Annotated in this window: 14 protein-coding genes; 6 read left to right on the top strand and 8 right to left on the bottom strand. The window is 74.4% G+C overall.

Annotated elements, in window-relative coordinates:
- The first annotated feature begins 97 nt into the window (after window positions 1-97).
- Window positions 98-1,462: an ATP-binding protein gene (locus E1266_RS14525; protein ID WP_132047090.1), complete on the top strand. Its 1,365-nt coding sequence runs from the start codon at window positions 98-100 to the stop codon at window positions 1,460-1,462.
- A 9-nt stretch (window positions 1,463-1,471) separates the two neighbouring features.
- On the opposite strand, the gene E1266_RS14520 is transcribed toward E1266_RS14525, so the two are convergent.
- Window positions 1,472-2,914: an amidase gene (locus tag E1266_RS14520; RefSeq protein ID WP_132047088.1), complete on the bottom strand. Its 1,443-nt coding sequence runs from the start codon at window positions 2,912-2,914 to the stop codon at window positions 1,472-1,474.
- 79 nt (window positions 2,915-2,993) lie between these two features.
- On the opposite strand from E1266_RS14520, the gene E1266_RS14515 reads away from it, so the two are divergent.
- From E1266_RS14515 to E1266_RS14500, 4 genes are all read left to right on the top strand, one after another.
- Window positions 2,994-4,466: a carboxyl transferase domain-containing protein gene (locus E1266_RS14515; RefSeq protein ID WP_132047086.1), complete on the top strand. Its 1,473-nt coding sequence runs from the start codon at window positions 2,994-2,996 to the stop codon at window positions 4,464-4,466.
- Entirely contained in the window at window positions 4,463-5,086 is a 624-nt protein-coding gene (locus tag E1266_RS14510) for a class I SAM-dependent methyltransferase (protein WP_132047084.1), read from the top strand. The genes E1266_RS14515 and E1266_RS14510 overlap by 4 nt, the downstream gene beginning before the upstream one ends.
- Window positions 5,087-5,215: 129 nt before the next feature.
- A complete protein-coding gene (locus E1266_RS14505; RefSeq protein ID WP_132047082.1) occupies window positions 5,216-5,836 on the top strand; it encodes a hypothetical protein in 621 nt (206 codons plus the stop codon).
- A 103-nt stretch (window positions 5,837-5,939) separates the two neighbouring features.
- The gene (locus tag E1266_RS14500; protein ID WP_132047080.1) at window positions 5,940-6,989 is read left to right on the top strand and encodes an alpha/beta hydrolase; all 1,050 of its coding nucleotides are present in this window, start codon (window positions 5,940-5,942) and stop codon (window positions 6,987-6,989) included.
- A 6-nt stretch (window positions 6,990-6,995) separates the two neighbouring features.
- Here E1266_RS14500 and E1266_RS14495 read toward each other — a convergent pair whose 3' ends face one another.
- From E1266_RS14495 to E1266_RS14470, 6 genes are all read right to left on the bottom strand, one after another.
- Window positions 6,996-8,423 carry an aldehyde dehydrogenase family protein gene (locus tag E1266_RS14495; RefSeq protein ID WP_132047078.1) on the bottom strand — a complete coding sequence of 476 codons (1,428 nt, stop codon included), beginning with the start codon at window positions 8,421-8,423 and terminating at the stop codon, window positions 6,996-6,998.
- Between the two features lie 13 nt (window positions 8,424-8,436).
- Window positions 8,437-9,939, bottom strand: a complete 1,503-nt coding sequence (locus E1266_RS14490) for a PucR family transcriptional regulator (protein WP_132047076.1) — start codon at window positions 9,937-9,939, stop codon at window positions 8,437-8,439.
- Window positions 9,940-10,032: 93 nt separating this feature from the next.
- The gene (locus E1266_RS14485) at window positions 10,033-11,034 is read right to left on the bottom strand and encodes a hypothetical protein (protein WP_132047074.1); all 1,002 of its coding nucleotides are present in this window, start codon (window positions 11,032-11,034) and stop codon (window positions 10,033-10,035) included.
- 73 nt (window positions 11,035-11,107) lie between these two features.
- Complete coding sequence (locus E1266_RS14480) at window positions 11,108-12,097, bottom strand: LLM class flavin-dependent oxidoreductase (protein ID WP_207945643.1); 990 nt, start codon at window positions 12,095-12,097, stop codon at window positions 11,108-11,110.
- A gap of 39 nt (window positions 12,098-12,136) precedes the next feature.
- A complete protein-coding gene (locus tag E1266_RS14475) occupies window positions 12,137-12,460 on the bottom strand; it encodes a hypothetical protein (protein ID WP_132047070.1) in 324 nt (107 codons plus the stop codon).
- A 103-nt stretch (window positions 12,461-12,563) separates the two neighbouring features.
- Window positions 12,564-14,252 (bottom strand): ExeM/NucH family extracellular endonuclease, encoded by a 1,689-nt coding sequence (locus E1266_RS14470; RefSeq protein ID WP_132047068.1) that lies wholly within the window; start codon window positions 14,250-14,252, stop codon window positions 12,564-12,566.
- Between the two features lie 180 nt (window positions 14,253-14,432).
- Here E1266_RS14470 and E1266_RS14465 point away from each other — a divergent pair, with 180 nt between their 5' ends.
- The gene (locus E1266_RS14465) at window positions 14,433-15,227 is read left to right on the top strand and encodes an IPT/TIG domain-containing protein (RefSeq protein WP_132047066.1); all 795 of its coding nucleotides are present in this window, start codon (window positions 14,433-14,435) and stop codon (window positions 15,225-15,227) included.
- A gap of 6 nt (window positions 15,228-15,233) precedes the next feature.
- Here E1266_RS14465 and E1266_RS14460 read toward each other — a convergent pair whose 3' ends face one another.
- Window positions 15,234-16,691, bottom strand: a complete 1,458-nt coding sequence (locus E1266_RS14460; RefSeq protein WP_165966084.1) for a hypothetical protein — start codon at window positions 16,689-16,691, stop codon at window positions 15,234-15,236.
- Window positions 16,692-16,867: the final 176 nt, after the last annotated feature.

Here is a 16,867-nt window from a genome sequence, read left to right as displayed (position 1 = left end):
ATATAGCTGGGGCCGTAGATTTGCGTAGAAACCGCTACGGCGTGTCGCGTGCCCGCGCGGCGCCCTGCAGCGTGCGGCACCGTCCGGGGGCGCGGGGGTGCGGAGCATCGGGGACCTGTGGTCGCCGTCACGCTGGTCGGTGCGGACCCGCGTGACCGCCATCGCGACCCTTTTCGTCGCCCTCCTGCTGGCGGCCGGTGCCGTGATCTTCTACCAGGTCGTCCGGTCCACCGTGTACGACGGCCTGCACGATCAGGGGGTCGCCGCGGTCAACGAGCTGTCCGCGCTCGTCCGCACGAGCGACCCGCGGGGCCGGCTGCGCGTCCTGGACCCGGAAGTCACGCTCTTGCAGGTGGTGGACGACGTGGGCGTCGTGCTCGCCAGCAGCGGTCAACTGGAGGGGTACGGCCCGCTGCAGGTACCCGAACCGCGCGTACCGGAAGACCCCGTCTACGACACGATCGAGATCCCGGGCAAAGGCGAGGTCTACCTGGTCACCCAGCGCGTGTGGTCCCGCGGCGGCTGGCGGATCGTGCACGCGGGGACGGCCATCAACGAGTTCAGCCAGTTCCGGGCTTCGTTCATGGGCTCGCTCATGGCGGTGGTGGTCATCGGCACCGCCGCGGTCGGCTACATCGTGTCGCTGTCGGTGCGGCGGGCGCTGCGCCCGGTGCGGGAGATGAGCGCCGAGCTCGCCGAGATCACCGGCCGTGCCCCGGACCGCCGCGTGACCGTCCCCCACCCGAACGACGACGTGTCGGAGCTGGCGGAGTCGGTGAACGTGACGCTGAGCAGGCTGGAGGACGTCCTCGACCGGCAGCGCGGCTTCGTCGCGGACGTCTCGCACGAGCTGCGCAGCCCGCTCACCGGACTGCGCGCCCAGCTGGAGCTGGCACTCGAACAGCCCGAGGACGAGGACTGGCCGGCGGTCGCCCGCGCGGCGCTCGCCGACGCGGACCGGCTGCAGGGCATCGTCAGCGACCTGCTGATCCTGGCGAAGCTCGGTGCGGGCGTGCACGTCGGGCGGGAGCGGATCGATCTCGGGGCGCTGGTCCGGGCGGAGGTGACGCAGCGCGAGCGGAGGGTCCCCGTCGAGGTCGAGACAGTGGAGGGGGCCATGGTCCGGGCCACGCCCCACCACCTGGTCCGGGTGCTGACGAACCTGGTCGAGAACGCCCAGCGGCACGCCGCGTCGCGCATCTGGGTGACCGTTGCCGTGTCCGAGTCGCACGCCGTCCTGGAGGTGCTGGACGACGGTGCCGGGATCGCCCCCGAGGACCGGGAGCGCATCTTCTGGCGGTTCCACCGGCTCGCCGAGAGCCGCGAGCTCGACCAGGGCGGCACCGGCCTCGGGCTGACGATCTCCCGCGACATCGCCCGCGCGCACGGCGGGACGCTCGTCGCCGCCGACAGCGACCGGGGCGCGCGGTTCGTGCTGCGCATCCCGCTCGACGAGCCCTGACCGGGCCGGTCACCCGGCGGCGAGCGGCGGGCGGCGCCACGCGTGCCGGGTGGCCTGCTCGAACGCGTGCCCGATCTGCAGCACGGCGAAGTCCGCGTGGTGCGGCCCGACGATCTGGAGCCCGACCGGCAGGCCGTCCCCGGTGAAGCCGGCGGGCACCGACAGCGCCGGGCAGCCGGTCGCCGAGATCAGGAAGCACGACCGCATCCACTCCAGGTAGTCGTGCATCGGCTGCCCGGCGACCTCCTCCGGGTACTCAAGTGCGGCGTCGAATGGCGGCACCTGGCTGACCGGCAGGAGCAGCGCGTCGTACCGCTCGAAGAACTCCCGGACCCGGTGGAACAGTGCCGTGTGCAGCACTTCGGCTCGCCCGAGGTCGGCGCCGGTGAGGGAGCGCCCCGCGTCGATGTTCTCCGCGAGGGAGGTCTTGAAGTCCGCGCGGCGCTCGTCGAGCAGCGGGCGGAGCGCGATGTCCCAGTGCCAGGCGCGCAGCGTCCGGAAGACCTCGTCCGACCCCGAGAGGTCGGGGCACGCCTCCTCGACCGCGCAGCCGAGCTCCTCGAACACCTTCGCGGCCGGTTCGAGGACGCCGGTGACCGCGGGGTCGACGGGGACGGCCCCGCCGAGGTCGGGGGACCAGGCGACGCGCAGCCCGGCGAGGTCGCGGCCGAGCGGCGCCGCGAAGACCGAGCCGGGCGTCTCCAGCGCGATCGGGCTGCGCGGGTCGGGTCCGGCGAGCACCGACAGCAGCAGCGCCACGTCCGCCACCTCGCGCGCCATCGGGCCCTGCACGCCGAGCGTCGCCCAGCCCGCCGGCACCGGCCACGACGGCACCCGGCCCGGCGACGGGCGGAACCCGACGACATTGCAGAACGACGCGGGGTTGCGCAGCGACCCACCCATGTCGCTGCCGTCGGCGAGCGGATGCATGCCGCAGGCCAGCGCCGCCGCGGCCCCGCCGCTGCTGCCGCCCGCCGAGCGGGACGGGTCGTAGGGGTTGCGGGTCAGCCCGAACAGCGGGTTGAACGTGTGCGATCCGGCGGCGAACTCCGGCACGTTCGTCTTGCCGAGCGTGATCACCCCGGCCGCCCGCATCCGCTCCACGACCAGCTCGTCGGCGTCGGGCACGTGCTCGGCGAAGATCGGCGACCCGGACGTCGTGCGGATGCCCCCGGTGGCGTGGGTGTCCTTGTGCGCGGCGGGCAGGCCGTGCAGCGGACCGGGCCGCTCCCCGGCGGCGAGCCGCTCGTCCGCCTCCCGTGCCTGCCGCATCGCGTCCTCCGCGATCAGCGTGACGATGGCGTTGACCTCGGGGTTCGTCCGCTCGATCTGGTCGAGGTGCGCCTGGACGACCTCCCGCGCCGACAGTTCCCTGGCCCGGATCCGGCGGGCCAGATCGCGGGCGGAGGCGAAGTGGATCTCATCGGACACCGTGTGGATCTCATCGGACACCGTGTGTTTCCCTTCTCCGGAGGCCCCTCCAGTGTCCCCCGCGCGGCGGCTGACCTGGCCATGCGGTCATGATGGTCGCGTGACGGAACGGGTGGGAGCGCGCGAGCTGCTGCGCCGTGTGCTGGACGATGGAACCTGGACGTCGTGGGACGCCCCGCCCGCCGGGCCGGATCCCGCGTCGCCCTACGGGGCGGAACTCGCCGCCGCCCGCGAGCGCAGCGGGTGCGACGAGGCCGTCATCACCGGCGAGGGGCGCCTGCGGGGCCACCGGGTCGCGTTCGTCGTCTCCGAGTTCCGCTTCCTCGCCGGCTCGATCGGCCTCGCCACCGCCGACCGGATCGTCGCCGCCGTCGAGCGCGCCACCGCCGAGGGCCTGCCGCTGGTCGCCGCGCCGTCGTCCGGCGGGACGCGCATGCAGGAGGGCACCGCCGCGTTCGTGCAGATGGCCCGGATAACCGCCGCCGTCAGGGCGCACCGCGCCGCCGGGCTGCCGTACCTCGTCTACCTGCGGCACCCCACGACCGGCGGGGTGTTCGCCTCCTGGGGGTCGCTGGGGCACGTGACGGCGGCGGAACCGGGTGCGCTGATCGGTTTCCTCGGGCCGCGCGTCTACGAGGGCCTGTACGGGGAGCCGTTCCCCGCCGGCGTGCAGGTCGCGGAGAACCTCGCGGCCAAGGGGCTGCTGGACGCCGTGGTCGGCATCGACGACCTCACCGAGGTGGCGTCCCGCGCGCTGAACGTCCTGTGCGGGGACGCGCCTCCGGCCGCTCCGCCCCCTCCTCCCGCGGAGGCCCTCCCGGAGACGGCGGCGTGGGAGTCGATCGAGCGGTCGCGGCGCCAGGACCGTCCTGGCGTCCGCGAACTCCTCCGGCATGGCGCCACGGACGTGACACCCCTCTCGGGCACCGGCCAAGGGGAGGCCGAGCGGGGGATGCTCCTCACGCTGGCCCGCTTCGGCGGCGCGCCCTGCGTCCTCGTGGGCCAGGACCGGAGCAGCCAGCGCGGCGGCCACCCCCTCGGCCCCGCCGGGCTGCGCGTGGCGCGGCGCGGGATGCGGCTGGCCGCGGAGCTGTCGCTGCCGCTGGTCACCGTGGTCGACACGCCGGGCGCCGCCCTGTCGGCGGAGGCGGAGGAGGGCGGCCTCGCGGGCGAGATCGCCCGCTGCCTGGCCGACCTGATCACCCACCCGTCGCCGACGCTCTGCCTGCTGCTGGGCGAGGGCACGGGCGGCGCGGCGCTGGCGCTGCTGCCCACCGACCGGGTGCTCGTGGCGCGGCACGCGTGGCTGTCCCCGCTCCCGCCCGAGGGCGCCTCGCTGATCGTCCACCGGACCACCGCGCGGGCGGACGAGGTCGCGGCGGCCCAGGGCGTCCGCTCCGCGGACCTCCTGCGCGACGGCTTCGCGGACGAACTCGTCCCCGAGCACCCCGACGCGGCGGAGGAGTCCGAGGCGTTCTGCCGCCGCGCGGCAGCCGCCGTGGAGCGGGGACTCTCCGGCCTGGTTCCCGGCGGCCCGGCCGCCCGGCAGGCCCGGTACCGTCCCCCTGCATGACCGAACCCGCCATCAGGGCCGGCTACGACGCCGTCGCCGCCCGCTACGCCGACATGTTCCGCGACATCCTCGACGACCTGCCCGTGGACCGCGCGCTGATCGCCGCGTTCGCGGAGCTGGTGCGGGGCAGCGGCGCCCCCGTCGCCGACCTCGGCTGCGGCCCCGGCCACGTCACCGCCCACCTGGCGTCGCTCGGGCTCCCCGCGTTCGGCGTCGACCTGTCCCCGGAGATGATCGCGCTGGCCCGGAAGGACCATCCGGACCTCCGCTTCGCGGAGGGCACGATGACGGCCCTCGACCTGCCGGACGCCGGGCTCGGCGGGATCCTCGCCTGGTACTCGGTCATCCATCTGGACCCCGGCGACCTCCCGGCGGTGTTCGCCGAGTTCCACCGCGTCCTGGCGCCCGGCGGGCACGTCCTGATCGCCTTCCAGACCTGCGGCGGCGACGCGCCCCTGGCCTTCGACCACAAGGTCGTCCGCGCCCACCGCTGGCCGCCGGGACGGCTCTCCGCCCTGCTCCGCGACGCCGGTTTGACCGAGGTGGCCCGCCTGATCCGCGAGCCGGCCGAGCACGACCGCTTCCCGGCGGCGAACCTGCTCCTCCGCAAACCCGCGTAGGGCCGCGGGTCCGTCCCTCCGGCGGGTCCCCCGCGCGGGGGAGCGGGATGCGTCCGGTGGGTGATCCGGACGGGCGGTCAGAGCTGTGACCTTGGTTGCCGGGAGAGAACCGAGCCTGAGGAGACAGCGATGACCGTACTGGCAACACGCCCGGCTGCGGCCGGGCGGCTGCGAGCGGCATGGGCGGCGGCCCACGACCCCGTTCCCGGCGTCCCGCGCTGGGCGCGGATCGCAGCGCTGGCCGTCCCGCTGGTCGTGCTGCCCTCCGGGCTGTGGCGCGTCGCGGTGTTCACCCTCCACCTGCCGATCGCCGAGGGCGTCCTCATGGAGGGCGACGTGAACGGTGACCTTCCGGGCTGGTTCCCCATGGAGCTCTACGTCGTGCTGCTCTCGGTCCTGTCGGAGGCGGTGGCCTTCACCGCCGTGGGGTTGATCGCCCGCTGGGGCGAGGTGTTCCCCCGGTGGATGCCGGGCCTGCGCGGACGCCGCGTCCCCGTCTCCGCCGCGGTGGTCCCGGCCGCCGCGGGCGCCGCGTTCCTGACCGTGCTGTGGACGGCGGCGGTCGGGAACTTCCTGCTCTTCCAGGAGACCATGCAGGGACGCCCGCTGCCGGAGGGCTTCCCCCTCAACTTCGACGACTGGAAGGGCGTCATCGGCGTGGTCTCGTACGTGCCGCTGGTGGCGTGGGGGCCGCTGCTCGCCGCGGTGACCTACGCCTACTACCGCCGCCGCACCCGCTCGGGCACCTGACCCGGCGGGCCGTTCCCGGTGGCCCGGCGGCGCGCACGGCGGGGTGTGCCCCCGGACTACCGGAGAGTACGGTTGGCGGGACCCCCTGGGCTTGGAGGATCGCATGCCGCAGTTGACCGAGTTGATTTCGCCCGCGGCGGCCGGTGCCGTGCTCCGTGCCGTGTTCGGGCTGCCCCGCCCCCTGCGGCGCCTGATCGCCGGGCCGCCCGTGCGGCAGGACGGGCAGGAGCTGGCCCTGGACGCGCAGCTCCTCCTGCTGATGTCGAAGCTCGACCAGCGGTCGCTGGGCGGCGGGTCGCCGGAGGACGCGCGCGCGGGGCTCGCGCGGGCCAAGGAGATGCTCGGCAGGGAGCCCGGCCGTCCGGTGCGGACGCGGGAGGTCGCGATCGCGGACACCGTCACGGGCCGGCTCTACACGCCGAAGGCGCTGCCGGAGGGGTCGCCCCTCCTCGTCTTCTACCACGGCGGCGGATGGGTCATCGGCGACATCGACACCCACGACACCGTGTGCCGGTACCTCGCGGTGCACGCGGAGGTGCGGGTCCTGTCGGTGGGCTACCGGCTCGCGCCCGAGCACCGGTACCCGGCGGCGGCCGAGGACGCCCGCACGGCGTACGAGTACGCGGTCAAGAACGCCGCGGAGCTCGGGGCCGACCCGCAGGCCATCGCGGTCGGCGGGGACAGCGCGGGCGGCAACCTCGCGTCGGTCGTGTCCCTTTTCGCTGACCGCAGGCCCGACTTCGCGCTGCTGTTCTACCCGGCGACCGACCTGTCGGCCCGGCGCCGGTCGCGGGAGCTGTTCGCGGAGGGGTTCTACCTCACCGACGCCGACATGACGTGGTTCAGCGACCACTACTGCCCGCCGGAGCGCAGGACCGAGCCGATGGCCTCGCCGCTGCTGGCGGAGGATCTCGCCGGCTTCCCGCCGACCTACCTGGTCACCGCGGGCTTCGACCCGCTGCGGGACGAGGGGGAGGAGTTCGCCGGGCGGCTCGCGGACGCCGGGGTGCCGGTCGCGCTGCGGCGGCAGGAGGACCTCATCCACGGGTTCGCGAACATGTGGCCGCTCGGCGGGCGGTTCCAGGAGGCGCTGTCGGAGGCGGCCGGGGCCCTGCGCACCGGTCTGTACGCGGGGCCCCGGGGACGCGCCTAGAGGCGGCTAGAGCGGCAGGCCGGTGAAGACCATGACCTTCTCCTCGGTGTAGTCGGCCATGGCCGACCGGAGACCCTCGCGGCCGACGCCCGAGTCCTTCACGCCGCCGTACGGCATCTGGTCGGCGCGGTAGGACGGGACGTCGCCGATCACGACGCCGCCGACGTCCAGCTCGCGGTGCGCGCGGAACGCGATGTCCAGGTTGCGGGTGAAGATGCCCGCCTGGAGGCCGAACTTGGAGTCGTTGACGAGCTCGAACGCCTCGTCGACGCCGTCCACCGGCTGGACGAGCATGACCGGGCCGAAGACCTCCTCGCGGGCGACCTTGGCGTCGGCCGGGACGTCGGCGAGCACGGTCGGCGCGTAGGCGGCGCCCTCGCGGGTGCCGCCGGTCAGGACCTTCGCGCCCGCCGCGACGGCCTCGTCCACCCAGGACTCGACGCGCTCGGCGGCCTCCTCGCTGACCAGCGGGCCGACCTGCGTCTTGTCGTCCCACGGGTCGCCGGTGACCAGCGACGCGACGGTGTCGACGAGCTTCGGCAGGAACGCGTCGTACACGGACCGGTCGACGTACACGCGCTGGACGGCGATGCAGCTCTGCCCGGCCTGGTAGTTGGAGAACAGCCCGATGCGCCCGGCGGCCCAGTCGAGGTCGGCATCGGGCAGGACGACCGCCGCGCCGTTGCCGCCCAGCTCCAGCGTGACGTGCTTGCGGGGCGCCTGGTCCCGGATGGCCCAGCCCACGGGGACCGATCCGGTGAACGACACGATCGGCAGGCGCGGGTCGTCCACGAGGGCGGGCGCCCGGTCGTTCGGGACCGGAAGGATCGAGAACATCCCGGCGGGCAGGTCGGTCTCGGCGAGCAGCTCGCCGAGGAGCAGCGCCGACAGCGGGGTCGCGGGCGCGGGCTTGAGGACGATCGGGGTGCCCGCCGCGATCGCCGGGGCGATCTTGTGGGCGGCGAGGTTCAGCGGGAAGTTGAAGGGCGAGATCCCGAGCACCGGGCCCTTCGGCACGCGGGTGATGTACGCCATCCGGCCCTCGGCGGCGGGATCGGTGTCGAGCCGCTGCACGGTGGCGCCGAACCGGCGGGCCTCCTCCGCGGCGAACCGGAACGTGGAGATCGCGCGGGTGACCTCGCCGCGCGCCCACAGCAGCGGCTTGCCGTTCTCGCCGGTGATCAGGCGGGCGATCTCCTCAGCGCGTTCGGCGATCCGCGCGGACACGTGCGCGAGCGCGTCGGCCCGCACGTGCAGCGGCAGCGCCGCGGCGTCCTTGCGGAGGGCGTCCGCGGCGGCGATGGCCTCCTCCACCTGGGCGGGCGTCGGCACGGCCACCGTCCCGACCACCCGGCCGTCGTAGGGATGCGTAACGGTCAGCTCGCCGTCACCGGTCTCGGGCCGGCCGGCCAGCCAGAATGGGGTCGCGTTCATGCGTTCACGCTACCTACGGCGCGGACGATTGCGAGTCTCCACGATGTCGAATCGGAGACTCTTCATTGGACATGACGGCGAGGGCGATCCAGAGCTCGACGCGGACCGCCGGGTCGTCGGGGTCGCGGCCCAGGAGCTCGGCGGCCCTGCGCATCCGCGACCGCAGGGTGTGCCGGTGGACGCCGAGCGCCCGTGCCGCCGCCTCGCCCTGCCCGTTGGCCGCGATGTACGCCCGGACGGTGCCTACCAGGTCCTCCGCGCGGAGCGGGGCGAGCAGCGCGTCGGCGAAGGCGCGCGCCGGCCGCGGGTCGAGCAGGCCGAGGACGCCCTGCCCGGGAAGCTCGGAGTGGCGCACGACGTCGCGGCCGGAGCGGGTGGCCGCCGCCAGCGCGTCGCCGGCCTGCCGGAGCGCGGCGGGCAGGTCCGCCGCGGCCGGGTCGCTGACGCCGATGGGGCCGGTGCCCGCGAGCAGCGACTCGACGGTGCCGCTCGCCTCGTCCGGGACGACCACGGCGACGTAGCCGTCCAGCGGCAGCGCGAGGCCGCGTCCGGCGGCGGGGTCGGACTCCAGCGCGTCCAGGACGGCCGCGCCGCCCGCGCAGGCCAGCACCCGGACCGGGCCGCGCGGCACCGCCGGGCCGTCCGCCGGGCGGCCGAGCAGCAGCGCCGCGAGCGAGGCGCGCAGGTCGCGGCCGGTCCGCGGCGCCTCCGACTGGAGGGTCAGCAGGGCGACGGCCGCCCCGACGATGGTGTGCGCGACGTGGGGGAGCGGCGCGCCGGTCCCGACGGCGAGGAACCCGCGGGGCCGCTCGCCCAGCCCGATCCGCTGCACCGCGATGTGCTCGCCCGGCAGCGAGAGCGCCACGCTCGCGGACGGCGCGCCGGTGCTCCGCGCCGCCGGTGGCTCGCCGCCCCGCGCCCCCGGCGCTCTCCGTAGGCGGGTCAGCTCGGGCGTCAGCGCCCCGGCGCGGCGGGCGGCGGACGCCGGTGCGGCGTGCAGGACGCCGCCGGCCGGGTCGAGCAGCAGCGCCCAGCCGCCGAGCAGCCGGGCGAGCCGGGCGACCAGCGCGTCCCGCCCGGTGAGCGCGGCGCGGGTCAGCTCCCGCTGCGCCCGGAACGCGCGGGTCACGTCCTCGTACCACTCGGCGGCGAGCATCCGCGACACCGCCTTGCCGACGGCGATGAACGGCGTCGGGCGCGGCACCTCCAGCAGGACGAGCCCCTGGTCGCGGGCCGCGGCGAGCAGCTCGCCCGGGACGGTGTCGTGGATGACCCCGACCGCGAACCCGAGCCCGGCGACACCGCGCCCGACGAGCCGCGACACGTACCCGGCGGCGCCCGCCGGGGTCAGCCGCATGCCCGTCGTCAGGAGGAGCTCACCGCCCTCCAGGAACGGCGTCGGATCCTCCAGCTCGCTGACCGCGACCCACACGACGGCCGTGTCCGGGAGCGGGCCGGTCAGCGACCGCAGGCCGAGCTGCGGCAGCGCGGCGACCGAGGCCAGGGTGGGCGGCATCGCCATCCTCTGTGCAGGGTGTCTACTTCGCGGGACGCATTTCGCCGTCCCGTACGGTCCATCGTAGGCGCGGCCGCGGGCCGGCCACGGATGTCACCGGCCCTGGCCTCGGCTTTCGGTCCACTCCCGGACATCGCGCCGCGCGAGCAGGCGGCCGGCGAGGAGCAGGCCGCCACCGGCCCCCAGTCCGGGCAGGAAGACCCAGAGGTCCCTGATCTGGAAGTCCTGCTTGGCGGGGATGAGGACGAAGGCGAGCATGACCATCCCGGCGAGGAGCACCACGCCGATGGCGGTGCCGAACTGGGCCATGCGCCCGACGGCCAGGGGGCCGCCCGCCAGGATGCGCATGAACCAGATCCCGGCGGCCAGCGTCCAGAAGATCATGATCGCCGCGGATTTGAGGTCGTGTGCCGTCCCCTGCACGACGGCCCCGGCGACGGCGGCCATCCAGTATGCGGCGAGAATCCCCACACTGACCTCGACGGCCCGGGGCCGGGCGCGCCGCCTGACCGTCCGGACGCCCCTGCGGCAGTAGAGGCCGGGCGCGAAGGCCGTCAGGGCCTCGTCGATGGGGCCGACGGCGGACTGGGCGTGCCCCAGCGGCAGCCGGTAGACGACACCCGGTTCACACCCCGTCTCCACGGCCAGGTGCGCCATCTCCGGATGGGCGTCGCGGAAGGACGCCTCAGCCGGGCGCAGCAAGAGCTCCACCGGTCTCGGCACGCCCGGCCGTCCGGTGTCCGGTTTCGGGAACGAGAACGTGACCCGGGACAGCTCCGGCCAGCCCACCGCCCACGGACTTCCTCGCGGGTCGTGCCAGCGCAGCCCTTCGCCGTCGATTACGAGGCGGCGCGGCCGGAACGCGACGCGCCACATGAGCAGCGGCAGGACCCCGATCAGGGTGAAGACGAGGCCGAGCACGAACGCGGCGATCCGGACGCCGGTCCCGCCGTCCACGTTCCCGGTGATGGCGGACGCGAGCGCGATCAGGCCGAACGCACCGGCGACCGTGCCCCCCACGACCATCTGGCGGGCGTGCACGTTCCCGATGTCGACGGTCACCGGCTCCCGGGGGGTGATCGTTTCACCGGCCATGGCACCCCAGGCTAGGGGGATCGCGCCCGGACGGACCAGCCCCGCATCGCGTGGCACAGCCGCCCGGTGCGGCTCAGCGCGGTTCGAACGACGTGCGGTACAGGCCGGCGAGGATCTCGTAGGAGCGCAGCCGGTCGGCGTGGTCGAAGACCTGCGTCATCACCATGACCTCGTCCACGGCCGTCCGCTCGATCAGCGCGTCCATCTCCTTCCGCACGGTCTCCGGGGCGCCCACCACCTGCTCCGCCAGCCGCGAGTCGATCATCTGCCGCTCCAGCGGCGTGTACGGGTACGCCGCCGCCTCCTCCGGGGTGGGCAGCGGGCCGGGGTGCCCCTGCCGCAGCCGCAGGAACGACAGCGCCTGCGGCATCGCGAGCTCCCGCGCCCGCTCGTCGGACTCGGCGGCCGTGACCGAGACGCCGATCATCGAGTACGGCTCGTCCAGCGCGCCGGGGCGGAACGACTCGCGGTACAGCCGCAGCGCCGGCTCGGTGTTCGCGGCGCTGAAGTGGTGCGCGAACGCGAACGGCATCCCGAGCAGCCCGGCGAGCCGCGCGCTGTACCCGCTGGACCCGAGCAGCCAGATCGGCGGCTCGTTCCCGGCGGCGGGCGTGACCTTGCTGTCCGCCCCGAAGTAGTCGCGCAGCTCGATGACCTGCTCGGGGAAGTCGTCGACCGACAGGGCGTCGGGGGAGCGCCGCAGCGCTCGCGCGGTCGCCTGGTCGGTGCCGGGGGCGCGGCCGAGGCCGAGGTCGATGCGTCCCGGGTACAGCGCCTCCAGCGTGCCGAACTGCTCGGCGACCACCATCGGCGCGTGGTTCGGCAGCATGACCCCGCCGGAGCCGATCCGCATCGTCGACGTCGCCGCCGCGACCTGCCCGATCAGCACGGCCGTCGCGGAGCTGGCGATGCCGGGCATGGCGTGGTGCTCGGCGAGCCAGTACCGGTGGTAGCCGAGCCGCTCGGTGTGCCGGGCCAGGTCGAGGGTGTTGCGCAGCGCCTCGGCGGACGTGCCGCCGCTGACGACGGGCGCGAGGTCGAGGACGGAGAAGGACACGCTCATACCGTGCCCCAACCAGTCGGGGGCCCGTCCTCTTCCCGGTCAGGTCGCCAGTGCCACGAGGACCAGGACGGCACCGAGCAGCGAGGCGAGCACCACGGGCGCGGTGATGCTGACCCAGGACCAGTTCACCAGCCGGCGGGCCCGCTCGGCGTCCTCCGGGAACACGGTCTCGGCCTTGGTGTACAGGAGGGCGGCGACCACCATGAGCGGCAGGAACGCGAACATCGTGAGGACGCCGAGGACGAACGCGGCGGCCTGCCCGAGTGTGGTGTAGGTCCCGTCCGGGCCGATGCCGAACGCGAGACGGGGGGCGGCGGGAACGGAGGCGGCGGACACAGAGGCTGGGGGCACGGCTTCGGTCATCTGAGCGCACCGATCACTAGGAATGTGACCTGGATCATACGCGCGGCCCCCGCCGTGTTCCAGGGGCCGGCCGCCGCTTCTTGGACGACCGGCCCAATAGGTGTCAGCGCAGCCGGAGCCCCACCAGGACGGGGTCGTGGTCGGACGAGCGGAACGCGTCCGGCCGGTAGAACTCCGGCGGGTTGAACTCGGTGTTGTAGTCGAGGAACAGCGGCTCGTCGGCGTTGACGTGCCAGATCGTCGCGCCGGTCACTTGCCGTGCCAGCGACCGGCCGGCCAGGGCGTGGTCCAGCTCGCCAGACTGCCCGTCGAACACGTAGCTGTACCGCTCAGCCGGGCGGACGAACCGCTCGGTCTGGCTGGCCAGCCCGGCGCTGGCCAGCAGCTCGACCGGGTCCTCGGCCGCGTAGGCGTTGAGGTCGCCGATGACGAGCGGGTTCGCCGACTCCGCGGCGATCGCGCCGATGGCCCCGGCCTGGGCGACGCGGCGGGCGTTGTAGCAGCCCTGGCCGTCGCCCTGGTCGGCGTCCGGACCGGTGGCGCCGTCGCAGCCCTTCGACTTGAAGTGGTTGACGATGACCGTGAACGGCGTCCTGCCCGACGCGGGCCGGAACGTCTGCACCAGCGGCGGCCGGTCGAAGACGGGGTCCTCCGACGACCGCGCTGCACCGGCCGGCGTGACCTTCGCCGGCTTGTAGACGAGCGCGACATGGATGGCGTCCGTCCCCGGGTACGGGTGCCGCACCCACGCGTACGTCCCGGCGCCGGCGGCCTGGTTGAGCCGGTCGACCAGCGCCCCGACGGCGGTGTCGCCGTTGTTCTCGACCTCCATGAGCCCGACGACGTCGGCGTCCAGGCCCCGGAGCGCGGCGACCAGCTTGGTGAGCTGCCGCTCCTGCTCCGCGGCCGTGTCCGCACCGCGCTCGCCGAGCGTCGTGAACCAGTTCAGGGTGTTGAAGCTCGCGACGCGGACGTTGCCGCCGACGTGCCGGGGCTTCGCGGGACGCCGGTTCGTGTTGGCGAAGCGGGCCTGCTCGGTCGGCTGCAGGCGGTACTCGCCGAAGCCGTAGCTCAGGACGCCGGTCAGCCCGTGCGTGGAGTCACCGATCCGCAGCACGCGCGGGTCGGTGTACGGGATCGTGTCCGGGTTCTGGACGTTCGACCCGTCATCGACGAGGAGGCTCCGCGCGTCGTTGCCAGCCTGCGTGGTGCCGTGCCCGTCGGTGGGCTGGAAGAGGCGGCCCCCGGCCGACACGGTGACCTCGCCGTACCGGCCGAGGGTGTAGGTCTCGGTGGCGGTTAGCTTCTGCCCGAACCTCAGCAGCATGCCCTCGTACCGTTCGAGGTCGGCGCCGCCCTTCAGCGGGAGCCGGACGTGGGCCGGGGCCACCCGGCCCTTCCCGCACACGTCCACGGCCGAGACGGGCGACAGCTCGGTGAGCCCGTTGTACTCGACGGCCCGGCCGGTAACGAGCACCCGGTCGCCCTGCGCGACCTCCTGCGTCGAGTAGACGAAGATCCCTTCGGAGGTCCGCGGGTCGCGGTCGGGGGCCGGGTCCTGGATGAAGAACCCGCCGAGCTGGTCGGGCCGCTGGAAGTCCGCGGTGACGACGCCCTCGACCCGGACGGTCTGCCCGGCCACCGGGCTTGCGTCGCCATCGCCCTGGACCTCGGCGATCCGGTGGTCTGCGGGGGTGCCGCAGGTGGGCGGCTCCGCCGCGGCGGCCGACTGGGCGCCGCCGGCGAGCCCGGCGGCGAGGACGGTCGCGAGTGCTGCTGCTGTTCGGCGCATGGCCGGAGCGTAAAACGGGGTCTTCGTCCGTCCACGAACCGTTAATGAAGACTCCACCAATTTGCAATGGCTTGTCGGGATCCGCGGCGCCGCCCGGCCCGCGGCCCGGTCCCGTGTTCCCGGAACGCGGCGCTCCCGGCCCTGCGATAATCCCGCGGAAGACGCGACCGAGGGAGGGCCGTGACGGAGTCGCCGGTCGGAGCCGGGTACGCCCGCACTCGCGACATCATCGTGACGGTGGTGCTCCTCTTGGCCCTCACCGCCCTGCTCGTGATCGTCCTCGTGCAGGCGTGGCCGCCCGCGCCGGGCGTCGCGCCGGACGGCGGCACCGAGCCGCCCGCCCGCGCGACGACCGTCGAGCTGTTCGGCTGGTCGCCCACGCTGTCCCGCGAGACGAGCCTGTTCGTGGTCGTCATGACCGCGGGCGCGCTGGGCGCGGTCGTGCACGTGCTGCGGTCGTTCTACTGGTACGTCGGCAACCGGGCGCTGCGGCGCAGCTGGCTGATGATGTACCTGCTGCTCCCGTTCGTCGGGGCGCTGCTCGGGCTGATCGTCTACCTCGTGCTGCGCGGCGGCCTGACCTCGCCGACCGGGGGAGCGTCCGACGTCAACCCGTACGGCATCGCCGCCATCGCCGCGCTCGTCGGGCTGTTCTCCCGCGAGACGTCCGAGAAGCTCCGCAGCGTCTTCGGGACGCTGCTCGCCCAGGCGCCGGCCGGCCGCGACCAGGTCCTCGCGCCCCGGATCACCGCGGTCGAACCGGCGGGCGGCCCGGTCGGCACCGTGGTCGCCCTGCACGGCACCGGCCTCGGCTCCGCGACCGCGGTCCGGTTCGGCGCCGCGCAGTCGCGCATCACCGACGCGGCGGACACGCTCGTCCGGACCGCCGTCCCGCCGGGCGCCACCACGGGACCGCCGGTGGTGATCACCCCGGCCGGCCCGGTGACCGCACCGGCCGTCTTCACGGTCGACTGACCGCGCCTACCGCCCGGCCGGGTCCCGCCAGTGGGGGTGCCAGACGTCGTAGGCGGCGCCCGGGAACATGCGGGGCAGCTCCGACGTGGGCAGGCGGCCGAGCTCGCCGCCCGTGCGCGCGACGCCGAACTGCCGCTCGGTCGCGTAGGCGTCGCGGTCCAGCCGCTGCGGCCCCGACACCAGGCAGGTGTAGCGGGGGCCGGGGAGGTCCTCGTCGGGGATGGCGGCGCCGATCGCGAGGCTGTTGGACACCGTGACCCAGCTCCCGAGCGTCGTCACCTGCCGTTCGGCGCCCTGGTCCTCCCAGCGGTGCTCCAGGATCGGCTTGGAGAAGATCGGGACGAGCAGGTGCGACACCCCGCACGCCTCCAGCTCCCGCTCCCAGCCGGTCGACCGGCCGAGGTCCTCGCAGATCAGCACGGCGAGCCGGCCGAGCGAGGAGTCGAGCACGCCGATCCGCGTGCCGCGCCGCGCGTACTCCACGGCCGTGCCGGCGGCCGGGGCGTCCGGCAGCCGCCACAGCCGCATCTGCCCGGCGTCCAGCGTGAAGCCGGACAGCTTGTCCTGGACGAGGAGCTCCTGGCCCGTCCAGCGGTCGAGGAGGACGGCGCGGTTCGGCGGCGGGTCGTCCCGCCCGAGCGGGCCGCTGCCGAGCAGCAGGAAGCGCAGCGGGCGGCGGTCCCGGTCGCGTCCGGCGGTGTCGAACGCGACCTCCTTCCAGTGCTCCAGCAGCGCGTCCGACAGCGACGCCTCCGGCATCACCGCGAGCTGCGCGCCGGACTCGTCCAGCCGCCGGACGATCGCCTTGATGCGGCTGCGGATGCCGGAGGAGTCCATCGGGCGGAGCCGGTACACGGTCGTCCCGTCCCGCTCCTCGAACCGGATGTCCACGTCGTCGAACGTCTCCAGCACGGGCGCGCAGCCGACCGTGACGGGCTCGTCCCGGCTGAAGTGCGGGTCGTTCACCGCGGGCAGCACGGTGTGGTCGATGCGCTCCCACTGCGCCTGGGGGACGCGGTGGACGCCGAAGAACTCCGCCTTGGAGCGCGCCCCGCGCGGCCGGCCGGGGAACGCGCAGCGGGGGAGCAGCGCGCCCGTCGTCCCGGGCCCGTTCATCCTGCCCTCGGTCAGGTAGTTGACGAGGACCCCGGAGAGCGCGGGCGCGTCGTGGTACGGCGCGTACGGGCTCGCGTGGGCGAGCGCGCCGTCGAGCCCGAGCAGGATCGTGAACGCGCCGCGGTCGCCGTCGGCGGCGATGATCCGCGCCGTCTCCGCGGGGTCGAGGACGCCGTGCTCCAGCACCGTGCCGGCGATCTCGTCCGCGGCGCGCCGCACCCCCTCCTCGGCGTACCAGCGCGTGGCCGTCCAACCCTGGAAGACGTCGTCCGCGAGCGAGTCGTAGAGATGGACGAAGAGATCAGCTGGTTCGGCCGGATAGGCGGCTGCAGCCAACTGATCCGTCATAAGCGCCCCCGGGGGAGTTGACAGGCACGGTTACGGGTGGTGGATCGATGCTAACTCTCCCGCGCATCGGTTTTCGTGTCGTCCGCTACAGAACCCCCGACCGTTGTCACTTGACATTCACTTGGCATCCGCGCACCCTGGGAGAGTCCGGCGGTGCCGTCGAACCCCAGGGGAGT

Origin of the sequence: Actinomadura sp. 7K534, from assembly GCF_004348575.1 — a bacterium.
Taxonomy (GTDB): domain Bacteria; phylum Actinomycetota; class Actinomycetes; order Streptosporangiales; family Streptosporangiaceae; genus Spirillospora; species Spirillospora livida.
Note: the sequence above shows the minus strand (reverse complement) of the source record. Positions and strands in the feature narration are given on the sequence as shown.

What these genes read in the sequence shown, in the direction of transcription:
- E1266_RS14460 (WP_165966084.1), bottom strand. Translation starts at nt 16,691, where the DNA reads ATGACGGATCAGTTGGCTGCAGCCGCCTATCCGGCCGAACCAGCTGAT.
- E1266_RS14475 (WP_132047070.1), bottom strand. Translation starts at nt 12,460, where the DNA reads ATGACCGAAGCCGTGCCCCCAGCCTCTGTGTCCGCCGCCTCCGTTCCC.
- E1266_RS14495 (WP_132047078.1), bottom strand. Translation starts at nt 8,423, where the DNA reads ATGAACGCGACCCCATTCTGGCTGGCCGGCCGGCCCGAGACCGGTGAC.
- E1266_RS14505 (WP_132047082.1), top strand. Translation starts at nt 5,216, where the DNA reads ATGACCGTACTGGCAACACGCCCGGCTGCGGCCGGGCGGCTGCGAGCG.
- E1266_RS14510 (WP_132047084.1), top strand. Translation starts at nt 4,463, where the DNA reads ATGACCGAACCCGCCATCAGGGCCGGCTACGACGCCGTCGCCGCCCGC.
- E1266_RS14480 (WP_207945643.1), bottom strand. Translation starts at nt 12,097, where the DNA reads ATGAGCGTGTCCTTCTCCGTCCTCGACCTCGCGCCCGTCGTCAGCGGC.
- E1266_RS14470 (WP_132047068.1), bottom strand. Translation starts at nt 14,252, where the DNA reads ATGCGCCGAACAGCAGCAGCACTCGCGACCGTCCTCGCCGCCGGGCTC.
- E1266_RS14490 (WP_132047076.1), bottom strand. Translation starts at nt 9,939, where the DNA reads ATGCCGCCCACCCTGGCCTCGGTCGCCGCGCTGCCGCAGCTCGGCCTG.
- E1266_RS14485 (WP_132047074.1), bottom strand. Translation starts at nt 11,034, where the DNA reads ATGGCCGGTGAAACGATCACCCCCCGGGAGCCGGTGACCGTCGACATC.
- E1266_RS14500 (WP_132047080.1), top strand. Translation starts at nt 5,940, where the DNA reads ATGCCGCAGTTGACCGAGTTGATTTCGCCCGCGGCGGCCGGTGCCGTG.